The sequence below is a fragment of the Mesorhizobium sp. M0019 genome, assembly GCF_040323975.1.
GTDB lineage: Bacteria > Pseudomonadota > Alphaproteobacteria > Rhizobiales > Rhizobiaceae > Mesorhizobium.
In genome coordinates, this window is the sequence record NZ_JAMYVK010000019.1 from 1 (window position 1) to 14,752 (window position 14,752).

Here is a 14,752-nt window from a genome sequence, read left to right on the forward strand (position 1 = left end):
TGCCACTAAACCTGCCGGCGGCGCCCCCCCGCCTCGCGCGTGCGGGGGGCTTGCTGCCGTCCGCCTCCGCCGGTCCCCCCCAAAACGTCTCCGCGCGCCCGCCGCCTTTCGCCCTGGGGGGCGCGACTACTGCCCGAGCTTTCACGTCACTCGATGATCTTGACGATCTTGCGCGTGCCTGGGTCGACCACGACGGTGCGGTTGTCGACGATGACATAGCGGTATTTGACGCTGGGGACTTCATGAAGCTCGACGGTATCGGGAAGCGTTGAGCCGATATTGAGCTCCACCCCAGGGATTTTCACCGAGGCCAGCGGCTGCTTCTTCACATACTCCTTGATGACCGTTTCCTGCTGCGGTTCGATGACAACGTCTTGCGCCGCAGCGGCGCCGATGCCTGCCAGCAGCAGAAATCCCGCCACCGCGGTGGAAAGATGCATTCTCATGGTCGTCTCCTTTGCGAACTCGGTCCGCTCTTCGCGCCAAGGCTCATTCGAACGGAAGGCAGCTGAAAACGTTCCGTCGACGGGCTTCGGTCCCGCCCGGCAGGGACCAACCGACGTGTTGCCGCAGGACCTAAGTCTGATCCTTGCGCGCAAAGGGCGGGTTTGCCGCGTAACCCGGAACCGCCGCGGCACCTAGCCGTTGCTGGCTGCACGTGCCGGGAGGATTCTTTGGAAAATATCGATGGCGGCTCGCACCGATCCTGGCTGTTTCCATTTCGATCGAATACAGCATCTGCGCAGCCTTGTCCCTTGCTGCGCCGATAGGGTTCGCGCGTCACTTTGGTGGCGGGCGAACCCTCGATTGCAGCGTGCGTCAGTCCAAAGTTGGCCCTGAGGCGAGGAGAACAGAAATGGCCGACGACAAGACCAAGCGAGACTTCAGCGACCGCAATCGCGTTTCGGCGGATGAATATTATGAGGTCGAACATTTCGCGCGGGAAAATGGTGTTTCGCCCAGCCAGGTGAGCAAGTTGATCAAAAGGACCGGCGGCGACCGGATGATCCTCTCGCAGGCGGTGAAGGCATTGCGCGAGCGCAAGTGAGCTGGCGGCGAAGCCAACGGTGGAGAGGCGCTGATCGCGATCGGCCGAGATCCGGCCAGCAATCGACAACGTGCTCGGATGCCGCCGCTTCGGCCAAGCGCAATGCCCCGCTACTTCTTCGATTCCGATGAAGACGGAATCGTCTATTCCGACGATCAGGGAACGTTATATGACGATCTCCCGCTGCTCAGGAAAGAAGCCCTTCGCACATTGGCCGAGATGGCCAGGGATGGCCTTCCTCATCGCAGGATTGCAGTCAAGGTCCGGGACGACCGTGGCGGTCTGGTCCTTGAAGTGGCTTTGACCTTTGCCGTTGAAACGCGGCACTTCGACGAGCGGATTTTCCAGATCGACTTGCGCACGAACTGACGGCTCGATCATCATCGCGCCGACCATCATCAGATTTCTGGTGCAGCGGCATCTTCCCCTGGCGCGGAACATTAGAAGTCTCTAATTGTTATCTTAAGCAGCGGGAACCTCCCAGGATTCTGCTGCAGATCGGGTGCAACCCGGTCGGCCCGCGCCCTCCGCCAGAGGCGCGGGCTTCGTTTGTTTAGCCGATGCGCAACGCCATGCGGCGGCAGTATATTGGAGACCTGCGGGAGCACTAGTAACATCAGTCGCTACCGCGGCGCCCTGGCGCCCAGGCAACGGAGCCCGTCGTCCGACAGGGCGGCGGGCTTTTTTGACGCGGGTCGGTCATCACGCAATCGATGGAATTCTGGCCGGCGCTGATTCGTGTGGCATGGGGTAAGGTGCCCTGACGCAGCGCCGGCCAAGCGGAAATCAGGTCCGCCGCAGCCAGATAGTAGCCGCGTTGGCGCAGCAGGTAATTGCGTGATCGCGGAAGCCGCATCATTGCAGAGCCCTCCCCAGCAGTTCGGCCTGCCCAGCGGCTGACCCGAGGCATTCATTCATTCTGACGATGCACCGGACGCCCCGACGGCGGAAATTGGACGCCGCGCTCGCTCGCGACTATGGCGGCCGGCGGTATTCCCTGCAGATTTCGGACGAAAGGCCATTCTACCCTTGTTGCGCCTGGATTCTTATCAGATCGTGGCAAGGATTGCCGGCCGCGTTTGCCGGCGTTCTGCTGTTCGCCCTTCTGCCGGAGCGGCTCTTGCAGGGTCTTGGCCTGGCTTTCACGTTTGATCACGACAAGCTCAATCACGCCGCCGCCTTCGTCGTCCTGGCGGCTCTCGGAAGTCTCGGCTGGCCGGAACGCAAGGCGAAGCTGATCGTACTCCTCGTTCTCACGGGTGCGGCGATCGAGGGGCTTCAGGCCGTGCAACTGATAGGGCGCGACCCGGATTTATTCGACTGGGTGGCCGACTGCGCGGGAATCGCGTGCGGACTGATGGTTGCAGGCTGGACAAAGCGGCTCGCCGGCGGATTGCCATAGCTCGAAAGCGCATAACGGAATCGGCGCGCCCATGCCCCAATAAGGGGAAAATGGCCGGCGCCACTTGGGGGGCGCGTTGGGGTAAGTTGCCTGATGGGGCGCCGGCCAGGCGGAAAAATTACGTCCGCCGCAAAGTAACATAGCAGGAACGGCAATGCGCGGCAGTAGCGTGATCGCGGAAGGTCCGCGCTCGCGCCTCCGGTGCGGTGACCCGTTTTGGGTCAACAATTCTGGCACCTGAATTGCACTGTAGGCAATGCCGGGGAATCCCGGCAATCGTCCCCGAATATGGGGCCTCGCCGCTTCGCAAATGGAGCGGCGGGCCTTTTTGCCGGATGTTGAAAAGTAGGCCGATCAGCGGCTTAGCCGATCACAGTGTGCTTAGCCCGATTTCCCCTACCAAGTGCTTATTCTCACAAGAGAAATTCCAAAGCGCCCAAGCATCGGTGCTTGACACAGGTTTCGAGAACTGGATAAGTGGATACACAGATACGCTCTGATCGGACCCAAGACATGGCAGCTGACGCAATCGAGCCGTTGGGCATCACGACCGCCGAGGAGGAAGCTTATCGCCACATTCAGCGGGCCCTGAGGATGGGGCGTTATCGGGCCGGGGACCGGCTGATCCCGGAAGAGATCGCGACGGAAATCGGCATGAGCCGCATGCCGGTTCGCGAAGCATTCCGCCAACTGGCCGCGGAAGGTCTTGTGCTCATTCGCCCGAACCGTGGCTGCATCGTCGCCGGGCTTACCCTCGATGAGATCTACGAAACATTTGAAATACGCTCGGTGCTCGAAGGGCTGGCGGTGAGGCTTGCCATGCCGCACATCGATGTCGAAGTGCTTGAAGAACTGGAACGCCAGCTCGACCGGATGGAGCGCGCCAGCCAGACCGGCAGCAGCGACTGGGTCGTGCGCCATCAGGCCTTCCATTTGCAGATTTGCCAATTGAGCAACCGGCCCAAGCTGGTCCGGCAGATCGCCAGCCTGCACGTCGTGATCGAGCCCTACCTGCGCATCTGGTTCGACTATGTCGACAAGCCCGCCAGCGCGCGTGCCGAGCACGAGATCCTGATCGACGTGCTGCGGTCAGGTGATGCCGGCAAGGCTGAGATCGTCATGCGGGATCATATCGTCGAGACGGCGCCGCTTCTGGCCAACTTCGCAAGTCCCGGCCGCCGCTAGGGAATACCATCTAACTCGTTGAAGCCGGAAGATAATCCGGCACGACGAAAGGGAACTGCCATACCGGCAAAAAGAGGAGAATGATATGAAAATTAGCCGCATCGCAGCCATTGCGTCGGTCCTGTTCGGCCTGGTCCAGGCCGCCGTTGCACAAGAAACACCAAAGGCAATTACCATTGCCACCGAAGGAGCCTACGCGCCCTGGAATTTCACAACAGCCGACGGCAAGCTGGACGGCTTCGAAGTCGATCTCGCCAATGATCTGTGCGGGCGAATGAAGATCGAGTGCAAGATCGTCGCACAGGACTGGGACGGCATGATCCCCGCGCTGACCGTCGGCAAGTTCGACGTGATCATGGCGAGCATGTTCATCACTGAAAAACGTCTGAAGATCATTGAGTTTACCCAGCCATATGCGGTGGATCCCTCAGGTTTCGCGGTCGCCAAGGATAGCGAACTGGGCAAGCTCGGCATTTCCAACGAGCGGTTCAAGCTGGAGAATGAAGCCTCTGCGCAGGCGGCAATCGACAAGCTCAAGCCATTGCTGAAGGGAAAGATCATTGGAGTTCAGGCTGCAACGGCGAACCTGGAATTTGTGAAAAAATACTTCTCGGACGTCGCCGAGATTCGCGAATATAAGACCACCGAGCAACACGATCTCGATCTCGCCGCGGGTCGCATCGACGCGCTCTTCGCGCAACAGACAGCGCTGGCCGCCACGCTGAGCAAGCCGGAGTTCAGCGACTATACGCTTGCAGGACCAGGATTTGTCGGGGGTCTCTTCGGTCTTGGCTCCGGGGCCGGTATCCGCAAAGAGGACACCAAGCTGAAAGACATGCTCAACGGCGCCATCGACGCCGCGACCGCCGACGGCACGATCAAAACCCTGTCACTTAAATGGCTCAAGAGCGACGTCACTCCAGTCAAGTAAGCGCTTGCCGGCGAACGGCCATTCCTGACCACGTTCCGGAGCTGAGCCGTTCGTCCTGCCGGGGGTATCAATGCCGGGGGTATCAATGGTTGACGCATTCCGGCTGCTTGGTTTCCAGCACGGAGGTTGGGGGGCTGCTCTTCTCATGGCGGCCTCGGTCACAGTGCTCCTGTCTGTGCTGGGCTTTGCGCTTGGCGCTGTCTTTGGCGGGCTGGCAGCGGCCGGGCGTCTCCGCAACTCCAAGGTATTGAGGTTCTTGGCCCTTGGCTATTGCACGGTTTTCAGGGGCGTGCCCGACCTTCTGACCATTTATCTGCTTTACTATGGAGGTAGTGTTGCCCTGACCTCGCTTGGTCATAGCCTGGGCGGGTCCGGATTCGTCGGCGTTCCGGCCTTTGCCACTGGAACCTTGGCTATCGCGATCATCTCGGGCGCCTATCAAGCCGAGGTCTATCGAGGGGCTTACCTCGCCATCGACCAGGGACAGCACGATGCCGCTTGCGCGCTTGGTCTCAACCGGCTGCAGCGGCTGCGACAGGTTATTTTTCCCCAGCTCCTGAGATACGCGCTGCCAGGTCTCAGCAATGTGTGGCAGTTGGTTCTGAAGGACTCGTCGCTGATATCGGTAATCGGCCTCGTTGAACTGATGCGCCAGGCGCAGATCGCTGCAGGTTCGACCCGTGAACCGTTCATCTTCTACATTGCTGCAGCCTTGCTCTATCTGGCTATCGCTTCCGTCACGGGCCACGCCTTTTACCGTCTGGAACGAAAGGCGCCGTGGCGCGTCAGGTCGGCATGATAGATTTCGGTTTTTTCCTCGAAATCCTGCTGAAGCTACTCGCCGGCCTGCCGCTCACGATGGAACTGGCCCTGACTTCCATCGTTGCCGGCTTCGTTCTTGCCGTCACATTGGCGCTTGCCCAGCAATCGGAATCGCCCTTCGTCGTCTTGCCGATCCGCGGCTTCGTTGCCGTGTTCAGGGGCACGCCTCTGCTGGTGCAGATTTTTCTGACCTATTATGGCCTTGGTCAGTTCCGGCACCAACTGTCGGCAATTGGATTATGGGCCGTTTTCCGCGAACCCTACTGGTGCGCAATCATCGCGCTGACACTCAACACCACCGCCTATGGCAGCGAAATCCTCCGCGGCGCGATTCAATCGGTGCCACGCGGCCTTGTCGAGGCGGCCCGGTCTGTCGGCCTGTCCACCTATTTGACCTATCGGCACGTTATCCTGCCGCTGGCCTTTCGCCAGGCGCTGCCGAGTTACGGCAATGAAATCATCCTGATGATCAAGGGCACGTCTCTGGCTTCCATCGTGACCTTGATGGAGGTGACTGGAATTGCCCAGGGATTGATCTCCCAGACCTACCGCGCCTTTGAAGTCTTCATCTGCGCGGGCGCCATTTATCTCACTTTGAACTTCGCGATCATCCGTGCCTTGGCGGCACTCGAATACTGGATGTCGCGGCATCTGCGGCACCGCCCCTCGACGATGAGCGACGCCGCCTCTTGAGCACTATCAGAAGGGCATAGCATGCGAAATTTTGAGAAACCAACGCGCTCGGTCGTCGTTTCACGCGAGGCCATGGCCGCCACCTCTCATCCGTCGGCGACCCTCACGGCGGTGGAGATCATGGCGGCCGGCGGCAACGCCATGGATGCCGCCATCGCAGCCTGCGCGGTGCAATGTGTCGTCGAGCCAGCCTCGACCGGCATTGGAGGCGACTGCTTCGCTCTTCTGTCGCGAAACGGATCCGGCGAGGTCATCGCCTACAACGGATCGGGCAGGACACCCGCCGCCCTCACAATTGACTGGTTCCTCGAACGTGGCATGGCGGAGGTGGCCCGCAATTCTCCTGGCTCCGTCACCATCCCGGGAGCCATCGATTCCTGGACCAGATTGCACGCTGATCATGGACATATGCCCTTCGATCAAATCCTGGCCCCCGCTATACGTTTCGCCGAGGAAGGCTACGCCATTTCACCGCGGGTCCATCGTGACTGGGCGTTGGAAGAAGAACTTCTGGCCTCCGATGTAGCCGCGAAACGGATTTTCCTGCCAAACGGCCGCGCGCCAGGCGTTGGCGAAGTGCATCGCCAGCCTGAGTTGGCTGCAACGCTGCGGCTGATCGCCAAGAAGGGACGAGAGGCCTTCTACACTGGCCCTGTGGCCGGAGACATGGTCGCCTATCTTCGAGGGCTCGGCGGATTGCACACACTCGAAGATTTCGCCTCGGCAACAGGCGAATACGTGATCCCGATCAGCACCGCGTTTCGAGGCTGCGATGTGTTCGAATGTCCGCCCAATGGCCAGGGTGTGATCGCGCTGCTCATTCTAAATATCCTCTCGCGCTTCGAAGCGCACGGCGACCCGCAATCCGCGGACCGGCTTCACCTGGAAATCGAAGCGACACGCCTCGCTTACGCCGCGCGTGACCTGCTCGTCGCCGATCCTGATGCGTCCGAGGTCCCGGTGGCCGACATGTTGTCGAATGCCTGGGCCGATCGTCTGGCCGGCATGATTGACCTAAAGCGCGCCCGCGCGGACCTGCCGGCGTTCGATATGCCGCTGCACAGCGACACGGCCTATATTTCCGTTGTCGATAAGGATCGCAATGCGGTCAGTTTCATCAACTCGGTCTTCGACAGCTTTGGCTCGGGCCTGGTCTCGCCACGCTCCGGTGTCGTCTTGCACAATCGCGGGCAAAGCTTTTCGCTTGACCCCAAGCACCCCAATGCAGTGGCGCCGAACAAGCGACCTTTGCATACCATCATACCCGGGATGCTTGCGAGAGACGGCCGGGCAGAAATGCCTTTCGGCGTTATGGGTGGCTACTACCAGGCAATGGGCCACGCGCACCTGCTGACGAAGGTGCTCGACTTCGGGATGGATCTGCAGGAGGCGATTGATCTGCCGCGGGTCGCCCCCGTCAGCGGCACCATGAACGTCCAGGCCGAACACGGGCTCGCTGGCGAAACCGTAGCTGAACTTAGCCGACGCGGTTTCGAAATCATTCCCGCCACGGACCCGATCGGCGGTGCGCAGGCCATTCGCATCGATTGGGCAAACGGGACCCTGCTGGGCGGTTCTGAACCGCGCAAGGACGGCTGCGCCCTCGGTCTGTAGACCGGTTATGGCCAGAGTGGGATCCAAGATGCCGAAGATGCTCTTCATCGACATTTGGCCGGCGAGCAGGAGCCGCTGGCGCCATGGTCCAGATAATTCTTGCACGCCATCGACAATCCGATCGGCGCGAGGTTGTCACCCATGTCTTAGGTACAAACTGTTACCCATCTCCGGGCCGTACAGGGAAAAATGGTGCCCAGAGGCGGATTCGAACCACCGACATGCGAATTTTCAGTCCGCTGTCGGTGATTGATATTGTTCAGATTTTAGGTCGAATGTCGCGTTTGTGTCGCGTCAAGCCAAAAGCGCCCGCTCGGCCTGAACTCGTTGCCTTGTTCAGCGCCCAAACACGCGTGCCGTGGTGCCGACAGTCATTCAGATGGATGATGGTATGGTTCGGCACTCCTAGTAAGCTCCGATCACCAGGCAATTTAGAGACTTTCTGAGGTCCATGTTCCTATGGGCGCAAGCGGCGCGACGACGGAGGTGTTGGCGCAGGCGGCGGGGTCGGCGTCGTCGAGGCTCGCACGCCTGGAAGCCACAACGACCGACGTCGACCAACGGGCAACCGTGGGGCACGCGCTCGATCAGGAGATGGCACGGGCGACGAGCCAGTTCGACAGCGACAGGCGTGTCAACCAGCCGCAAGCGCAGGCGATCGAGAAGCAATTGCAAGTTCCCAAGTCAACCGGCAACGCTGTCGCGGCTCAACAGGCGGGACTGCACGCCATGGAAAGGCAGTTCCCGCCGCATCGCATCTCCTCCAAATCTTTTTGCGGCGTCAGCAGGATGCCAGCGAGCGGGGTCAACTCGGCCAGGCGGATGCCAGAGTGTTTACGCTCGCCACACCGCCGGAGCGGGCGAGCTCGCTTCATCCGATCTTTCTGTTCCTGTTCGGGAGGTCCCTACATGATTATCGAGTTGTTCGGTCCGCCTGGTGCAGGCAAGACGACCCTTCTCCGCGCCCTTTGCCGTGAGCTGGCGAAACGCGACATCCGTGTGAAGACAGTCAATGGCTATCGCCGGATTGATTTTGTGTCTTTCGGCAGCGAAGTCGATTCGATCGAGGATGAAGGCCCGGAGACACGCCATGGCATCCAGCGTCTGGTGCACAAGCTCGCCACCGCGAGTCCGGTCTTGTTCTCGACCCCGCCGAGCGAGGGGGCCGCTGCGCGGCTTTTGGCATCGATCCCTCCAAAAAGTCGAATATGGGCGTTGCGTCTGAAGATCGACGTCGTTTTGCTCTTCGAAGCCTGGAATACGGCGCAGGCCTCAGAAGGGTACTTCATTTTCGAAGAGGGCATCGTTCAGGCGTTGTGTGCGCTCGTCCTGTTGGCACGAAATCCAAGTATCGACATGGTTCGTAATTGCATGACGTTCCTGCCGCGACCGGATCTCCTCATTCAAGTCGACGCGCCCGGGGAAACGCTGCGCCACCGCCTCATTGAGAGGTATGCGCGGCAGCCGTACCTCGAGCGCCTTCTCGAAGTCGGAGTGGTCAGGGGCCTGAAGCAAGCGGATATCGCGAGGGAGATCGGCCAATGCCTGCAAGACAAATGGCCGCTGATGCGTGTCGACGGCCTCGACCCACGCAATTTCGAACAGGTCGTCGCGCGCATCGTGGGGCACGGATTGCCCGCGACGGCATGCGTCGGGCCAGACTAGAGGCGCGAGTTGCATGGTGCTCACGGTGAGATCGTTCGTTGGCATTCGCAGATTTCTACGGGCGCAGCGGCGACCGTTAGGCAGCGTCCATGAGAACCGTGCACCCGCTCGTCGGGATTACCGAGCAAGCCACCAGACGGATGGGTACGGTGCCCATTACTCCGACACGTTCCGGTCCGGCTACTATGCAGCTCTGTGGTCGGGTATCGAAAAGCCCTTGGTCGAACGTACTCTCCTGCCTGTCGGCGGGCCGAACCGGAAATGCCTGGACTTCGCATGCGGCACAGGCCGCATAGCAAATATCGCAGCTCAATTTTTTGGTGAAGTCGTCGGCGTTGACATCTCCCAATCTATGCTGGCTAGCGCACGGGTTCCGAAGAACGTGAAATTGGTCCGCGCTGATATTACGCTCTCTCCGCTCGCCGAAAGGTTCGACGTGGTCACGGCATTCAGATTCTTCCTCAATGCTGAAGATGAGCTCAGGAAGGATGCACTGTCGGCCATCAGCGCGCATTTGAACGAAGGTGGATTGCTAATCTCGAATATCCACATGAATGCGACCTCGCCAATAGGGCTGGTCTGCCGCATTCTGAACCGTTATGCAGGAGGGACAGTCCGCCACACTTTGAGCATTAAAGGATACGAGCAGACGCTCATTGCAAATGGCTTTATTGTCGAGCGGATAGTTGGGTACGGTTTTTTGCCGCGACCCGGGAAATTGCTGCCAAGACTCTGCGAAATATTGATCGTGCCGTTTGAAAGGATCTGCGCAAGTGCCAGGATTCCGGCGGAGCTTGCGCAGAATTTCCTGGTGGTTGCCAGAAAGCGGTAAAGCCGGCGGGCACATGAAATTTGAAACCGAGCATTTGCCATGAGGCTGGTCTTTGTTGAAGCTATTGGCAGGAAAGTATCGAGTGTCGTTTTTGGCTGCGCTTCGCTTGGCTCAATCAGACAAAGCGCTGCTCGCCTCTGCTCATCAGTGCGTTTGGCGACGGCGCTCGCCGGTGACCAACGATGCACTTGCCCTTTTGAGGCAGGACGATCGCAAGCATCCCGACGTCGCGAGGTACTTTCGTAGGTTGGGGGATTCCGGCAACGTAACGCGGGTTCGCGCCGTAATTTCCAGACGTCTTGAGGTTCAAGTATCTCCCTGCCGATTGCGGGACGCGAATTCCTCGTAATGCCTGCGTATGAACTCCGGTTTGGCCCGATGCCGCACCTGCCGGCCTGTAAGCCTCTCGCAGACAGTGCCCACGCATCTCGAACCATAAAGACGCATGAGAGAACGTCTGAAAGCGGCTACGGCGCGCTTTACGCGTGCCCATGTCGCGTTCATGTCGCGTGGAGTTGCCGACAGTCGCAGGAAACCCTTGAAAATCAACGGTAACAGTTCGCAACACGGCGCGACATGAAATGCCGTAAGTCGCCAAGTTGGCGACACCGCAAGCCATTGAGTGATGATTTTATATGAGGAAGTAGTGGTGCCCAGAGGCGGATTCGAACCACCGACACGCGGATTTTCAGTCCGCTGCTCTACCAACTGAGCTATCTGGGCCTGCTCCGGCGGGCGGCAATCTGCACACCGGGTTCATGAAAGCGCCGTCGGCACCCCTTGAAAGCGCGTGGGTTATAGCACGGGAATTCGGCCTGTCCAGCGCTTAGAGCATGATCCCGAAAAGTGGAATCCGGTTTTCGGAAAAAGATCATGCTCAGACAAAAAGCATGATCCCGAAAAGTGGAATCCGGTTTTCGGAAAAGATCATGCTCAAACAAAAAGCATGATCCCGAAAAGTGGAATCCGGTTTTCGGAAAAGATCATGCTCAAACAAAACGCCAGAACCTGTTCCGTCCGACAGTGCCCGGATGGAACAAGTTCTGGACATTGATTTCAGGCGGGAAACGACAGGCAGTCCGCAAGGCCGATCATCGGTCACGATCGCGGCTGCGAAACCGTCCCAAGCCTGTGGAAAACCGCAGGTGGACGGCGCTATTTCTGGTCGTCGTTCTCGTCTTCGTCGTCGCGGCCCGGGATGACGTAGACCCCCTTCAGCCAGCGGTTGAGGTCGATGTCCTTGCAGCGCGTCGAGCAGAACGGGTAGGTTTCGCGCGCCGATGGCTTGCCGCATTCGGGGCAGGGCCGCTTGGGCCGCAACGGCGTGACCTTGTCGTCCGGGCTCATATCCGCGCACCCGACAGCCAGTTGGCGTGCACCTTAAACCCTTCGCCGCTCAAAAGCGCTACCGTCTCGTAGAGTGGCAGGCCGACGACGTTGGTGTAGGAGCCGACAAGCTTGACGACGAAGGCGCCGGCAAGCCCCTGGACGCCATAGCCGCCGGCCTTGCCGCGCCATTCTCCGGATGCGATGTAGGCCTCGATCTCCTCGCGCGGCAGCCGCTTGAAACGCACCCTGGTCTCCACCAGCCGCAAGCGCTGCTTGCCGCCCGGCGTGATCAGGCAGATGCCGGAATAGACCCGGTGCGAACGGCCGGACAAAAGCCCGAGGCAGTTGGCGGCGTCGTCGAGCGTCTCGGCCTTGGGCAGGATGCGCCGCCCGACGGCAACCACCGTGTCGGCGGCCAGCACGAAGCTCGGCAGGTAGTCCGTCTCGGTCTTCAGCGAAGCCAGCGCCTTCTCGGCCTTCTGTGTTGCCAGGCGCTTGGCCAGCGAGCGCGGGTGCTCGGCGCGCAGCGGCGTCTCGTCGACATCGGCCGGCAGCACACGGTCCGGCTCGATGCCGGCCTGCTGCAGCAGCTCGATCCGGCGCGGCGAACCCGAGGCAAGCACGAGCTTCTGCAAAATGCCCATCGCGATCCCGGCCGGGTCCTTGAACTTACTTGAAGCGGTAGGTGATGCGGCCCTTGGTCAGGTCGTAGGGCGTCATCTCGACCAGGACCTTGTCGCCGGTCAAAACGCGGATGCGGTTCTTGCGCATGCGGCCGGCCGTATGGGCGATGATTTCATGTTCGTTTTCGAGCTTGACCCTGAACATCGCGTTGGGCAGCAGTTCCGTCACGACACCCGGAAACTCGAGGACTTCTTCCTTCGGCATTCGATACCTTTGCTTGGATGGGTACTTCCAGCGCCCCGGCCGGAAAGTTGCGCGGAACCTATATGATAAACGTCCGCTTGTGAACATGCTTAATCCGCGGCGTTTTTAGCCCCGTTGCCGAGAAAACGGCGGCCGATCCGCGCCTTCAGCCGCTCGCGCACGTCGCGGTAGGCGGCCATGATCTGCTCGCGCGTGCCGCTGACGCCGGTCGGGTCGGGCATCGGCCAATACTCGACCTCGACGGCCAGCGAGCGGGTGAGCTCGAGCGCGGTGTGGTGAGCTTCCGGCGCCAGCGTCACGATCAGGTCGAAATAATCGTCCTCGAGGTCGTCCATCGTTCTCGGGTGCCGTTCGCCGAGCGACAGCCCTTCTTCGGCCAGCACGGCATCGACGAACGGATCGCGTTCGCCGCCGCGCACTCCCGCCGAGGCGACGAAGGTGGTGGGCGGAAGCACCTTGCGCGCCAGCAATTCGGCCATCGGCGAGCGCACGGCGTTCATGCCGCAGACAAACAGGATCGAGCGGGGCAGGATCGGGCGGGGCAGCGGGGCGGCCAGTTCAGCCTCGCCAGTGCAGCACGCAAACCAGCGTGAACAGCCGGCGCGCCGTGTCGAAGTCAATCTCGATCTTGCCGGCAAGCCGGTCCATCAGCGTCTGCGAGCCTTCATTGTGCAGGCCGCGCCGGCCCATGTCGATCGCCTCGATGTGGCTGGGCGTCGCGGTGCGGATGGCATCGTAATAGCTTTCGCAGATCATGTAGTAATCCTTGACGATGCGCCGAAGCGGCGTCAGCGACAGGATGTGGGTGACCACGGCTGCGCCGTCCTCGCGCGCCACCGCAAACACCAGCCGGGATTCGGCCAGCGACAGTTTCAGCCGGTACGGGCCGGCGCCGTCGTCATTGACCGGCTGGAAGCGGTTCTCCTCGATCAGGTCGAAGATCGCCACCGCCCGCTCATGCTCGACATCGGGCGTCGAGCGGCCGATCGTCTCGTCGAGCTCGACATCGATCAGTCTGGCGCGGGTTTGGTCGTAGTCGGACATTTCTACATGTTCAGCCGAATGCCGACGGAGCGTCCATGTGCATCGAGCCCTTCCGCCTTGGCGAGCGTGATCGCCGCCGGCGCCAGCGCCCGCAACTGCTCCGGCCCGAGCTTCAGGATCGAAGTGCGCTTGACGAAATCGAGCACCGAAAGCCCGGACGAAAAGCGCGCCGAGCGCGCCGTCGGCAGCACGTGGTTGGAGCCGGCGACATAGTCGCCGATGGCTTCCGGCGTGTGGCGGCCGAGAAACACCGCACCGGCATTGCGCATTCGCGCCAGGAAGGCCTCTGGGTCGTCGATGGCAAGCTCGACATGTTCGGCCGCGATGCGGTCGACCAGCGGCAGTGCTGCCTCGATCGTCGGCACTAGGACTATGGCGCCAAAATCGCGCCAGCTCGCCGCCGCCGTTTCTCCGCGCGGCAGGTTCTGCAACTGCCGCTCCACCGCCTGTTCGACCGCCGCGCCAAAGGCAGTGTCGTCGGTGATCAGGATCGACTGCGCCGACACATCGTGTTCGGCCTGGGCGAGCAGGTCGGCGGCGATCCAGTCCGGATCGTTGCTGCCGTCGGCGACGACCAGCACTTCCGACGGCCCGGCGATCATGTCGATGCCCACCGTGCCGAACACCTGGCGCTTGGCCGCAGCGACATAGGCATTGCCGGGGCCGACGATCTTGGCGACGGGCTTTATCGTCTCGGTGCCATAGGCAAGGGCCGCGATCGCCTGGGCGCCACCAACGCGGTAGATTTCGGAGACACCGGCAAGGTCGGCTGCCACCAGCACCAGCGGCGGCACCTCGCCGCCGGAGGCCGGCACCACTATGGCGATGCGCTCGACGCCGGCGACCTTGGCCGGTACCGCGTTCATCAGCACCGAGCTCGGATAGCTCGCCGTGCCGCCCGGCACGTAGAGCCCGACGGCCTCGATTGCCGTCCAGCGCGAGCCGAGCTCGACGCCGGCGGCATCGGTGTAGCGGTCGTCCTGCGGCAGCTGCCGCTGGTGGTGGGAGCGGATGCGCTCGCGCGCGAATTTCAGCGCCTCGACCGTCTGCGGATCGGCGGCCTCATAAGCCTTGGCAATGTCGTCCCTGGAGACGGCGATGCCGAGCCTGGCCAGGTCACCGCCGCCGAATTTCTGCGTGTACCCGACCAGCGCCGCGTCGCCCTCGGCACGCACCTTGGCGATGATCTCGCGCACCACGGCGTCGACATCGGCCGAGACTTCCCGCTTGGTCAGCAGGAACGCGGCAAAGCGCTGCTCGAAATCGGCGTCGGACTGGCGAAGCGTGATGGCCATCGGC

At 61.2% G+C, this 14,752-nt stretch carries 18 protein-coding genes and 1 tRNA gene; 10 read left to right on the plus strand and 9 right to left on the minus strand.

Annotated elements, in window-relative coordinates; translation table 11 throughout:
* Window positions 1-146 precede the first annotated feature (146 nt).
* Window positions 147-446 (minus strand): DUF1236 domain-containing protein, encoded by a 300-nt coding sequence (locus tag NKK47_RS15495; protein ID WP_352457747.1) that lies wholly within the window; start codon window positions 444-446, stop codon window positions 147-149.
* A 410-nt stretch (window positions 447-856) separates the two neighbouring features.
* On the opposite strand from NKK47_RS15495, the gene NKK47_RS15500 reads away from it, so the two are divergent.
* Together NKK47_RS15500 and NKK47_RS15505 are read left to right on the plus strand one after the other, a co-directional pair.
* A complete protein-coding gene (locus tag NKK47_RS15500; RefSeq protein WP_023677389.1) occupies window positions 857-1,048 on the plus strand; it encodes a DUF3606 domain-containing protein in 192 nt (63 codons plus the stop codon).
* A 102-nt stretch (window positions 1,049-1,150) separates the two neighbouring features.
* Window positions 1,151-1,417 carry a DUF6894 family protein gene (locus NKK47_RS15505; RefSeq protein WP_156937357.1) on the plus strand — a complete coding sequence of 89 codons (267 nt, stop codon included), beginning with the start codon at window positions 1,151-1,153 and terminating at the stop codon, window positions 1,415-1,417.
* Between the two features lie 247 nt (window positions 1,418-1,664).
* Here the strand turns inward: NKK47_RS15505 and NKK47_RS15510 are convergent, their stop codons facing one another.
* A complete protein-coding gene (locus NKK47_RS15510; protein WP_352577514.1) occupies window positions 1,665-1,907 on the minus strand; it encodes a hypothetical protein in 243 nt (80 codons plus the stop codon).
* A gap of 93 nt (window positions 1,908-2,000) precedes the next feature.
* Between NKK47_RS15510 and NKK47_RS15515 the strand changes: the two genes are divergently transcribed.
* The 8 genes from NKK47_RS15515 to NKK47_RS15550 all read left to right on the plus strand — a co-directional run bounded on the left by NKK47_RS15515 (window position 2,001) and on the right by NKK47_RS15550 (window position 10,192).
* Window positions 2,001-2,450 carry a VanZ family protein gene (locus NKK47_RS15515; protein ID WP_352577515.1) on the plus strand — a complete coding sequence of 150 codons (450 nt, stop codon included), beginning with the start codon at window positions 2,001-2,003 and terminating at the stop codon, window positions 2,448-2,450.
* A 513-nt stretch (window positions 2,451-2,963) separates the two neighbouring features.
* Window positions 2,964-3,635, plus strand: coding sequence for a GntR family transcriptional regulator (locus NKK47_RS15520; protein ID WP_031211973.1), 672 nt, complete (start codon window positions 2,964-2,966; stop codon window positions 3,633-3,635).
* Window positions 3,636-3,720: 85 nt separating this feature from the next.
* A complete protein-coding gene (locus NKK47_RS15525; RefSeq protein ID WP_023677394.1) occupies window positions 3,721-4,566 on the plus strand; it encodes a transporter substrate-binding domain-containing protein in 846 nt (281 codons plus the stop codon).
* An 85-nt stretch (window positions 4,567-4,651) separates the two neighbouring features.
* Window positions 4,652-5,365 carry an ABC transporter permease gene (locus NKK47_RS15530; RefSeq protein ID WP_502898372.1) on the plus strand — a complete coding sequence of 238 codons (714 nt, stop codon included), beginning with the start codon at window positions 4,652-4,654 and terminating at the stop codon, window positions 5,363-5,365.
* Window positions 5,362-6,081: an ABC transporter permease gene (locus tag NKK47_RS15535; protein WP_352577566.1), complete on the plus strand. Its 720-nt coding sequence runs from the start codon at window positions 5,362-5,364 to the stop codon at window positions 6,079-6,081. The genes NKK47_RS15530 and NKK47_RS15535 overlap by 4 nt, the downstream gene beginning before the upstream one ends.
* 21 nt (window positions 6,082-6,102) lie before the next feature.
* Window positions 6,103-7,695 (plus strand): gamma-glutamyltransferase, encoded by a 1,593-nt coding sequence (gene ggt / locus NKK47_RS15540; protein ID WP_352571655.1) that lies wholly within the window; start codon window positions 6,103-6,105, stop codon window positions 7,693-7,695.
* Window positions 7,696-8,154: 459 nt separating this feature from the next.
* The gene (locus tag NKK47_RS15545; RefSeq protein WP_352577517.1) at window positions 8,155-9,360 is read left to right on the plus strand and encodes an AAA family ATPase; all 1,206 of its coding nucleotides are present in this window, start codon (window positions 8,155-8,157) and stop codon (window positions 9,358-9,360) included.
* Window positions 9,361-9,577: 217 nt separating this feature from the next.
* A complete protein-coding gene (locus tag NKK47_RS15550) occupies window positions 9,578-10,192 on the plus strand; it encodes a class I SAM-dependent DNA methyltransferase (protein ID WP_245274725.1) in 615 nt (204 codons plus the stop codon).
* A gap of 647 nt (window positions 10,193-10,839) precedes the next feature.
* Here NKK47_RS15550 and NKK47_RS15555 read toward each other — a convergent pair.
* The 7 genes from NKK47_RS15555 to hisD all read right to left on the minus strand — a co-directional run bounded on the left by NKK47_RS15555 (window position 10,840) and on the right by hisD (window position 14,748).
* Window positions 10,840-10,915, minus strand: a tRNA-Phe gene (locus NKK47_RS15555).
* Window positions 10,916-11,347: 432 nt separating this feature from the next.
* Window positions 11,348-11,539, minus strand: coding sequence for a DNA gyrase inhibitor YacG (gene yacG, locus NKK47_RS15560; protein WP_023677402.1), 192 nt, complete (start codon window positions 11,537-11,539; stop codon window positions 11,348-11,350).
* Window positions 11,536-12,165: a Maf-like protein gene (locus NKK47_RS15565; RefSeq protein WP_023677403.1), complete on the minus strand. Its 630-nt coding sequence runs from the start codon at window positions 12,163-12,165 to the stop codon at window positions 11,536-11,538. The genes yacG and NKK47_RS15565 overlap by 4 nt, the downstream gene beginning before the upstream one ends.
* Window positions 12,166-12,190: 25 nt before the next feature.
* On the minus strand, window positions 12,191-12,409 hold the full coding sequence (gene infA, locus NKK47_RS15570) for a translation initiation factor IF-1 (RefSeq protein WP_006200926.1): 219 nt from the start codon (window positions 12,407-12,409) through the stop codon (window positions 12,191-12,193).
* An 89-nt stretch (window positions 12,410-12,498) separates the two neighbouring features.
* Window positions 12,499-12,966 (minus strand): arsenate-mycothiol transferase ArsC, encoded by a 468-nt coding sequence (locus NKK47_RS15575; RefSeq protein ID WP_280952102.1) that lies wholly within the window; start codon window positions 12,964-12,966, stop codon window positions 12,499-12,501.
* A gap of 1 nt (window position 12,967) precedes the next feature.
* Window positions 12,968-13,453: a UPF0262 family protein gene (locus NKK47_RS15580; protein ID WP_292663977.1), complete on the minus strand. Its 486-nt coding sequence runs from the start codon at window positions 13,451-13,453 to the stop codon at window positions 12,968-12,970.
* A 2-nt stretch (window positions 13,454-13,455) separates the two neighbouring features.
* Window positions 13,456-14,748, minus strand: a complete 1,293-nt coding sequence (gene hisD / locus NKK47_RS15585; RefSeq protein WP_352577518.1) for a histidinol dehydrogenase — start codon at window positions 14,746-14,748, stop codon at window positions 13,456-13,458.
* Window positions 14,749-14,752 lie beyond the last annotated feature (4 nt).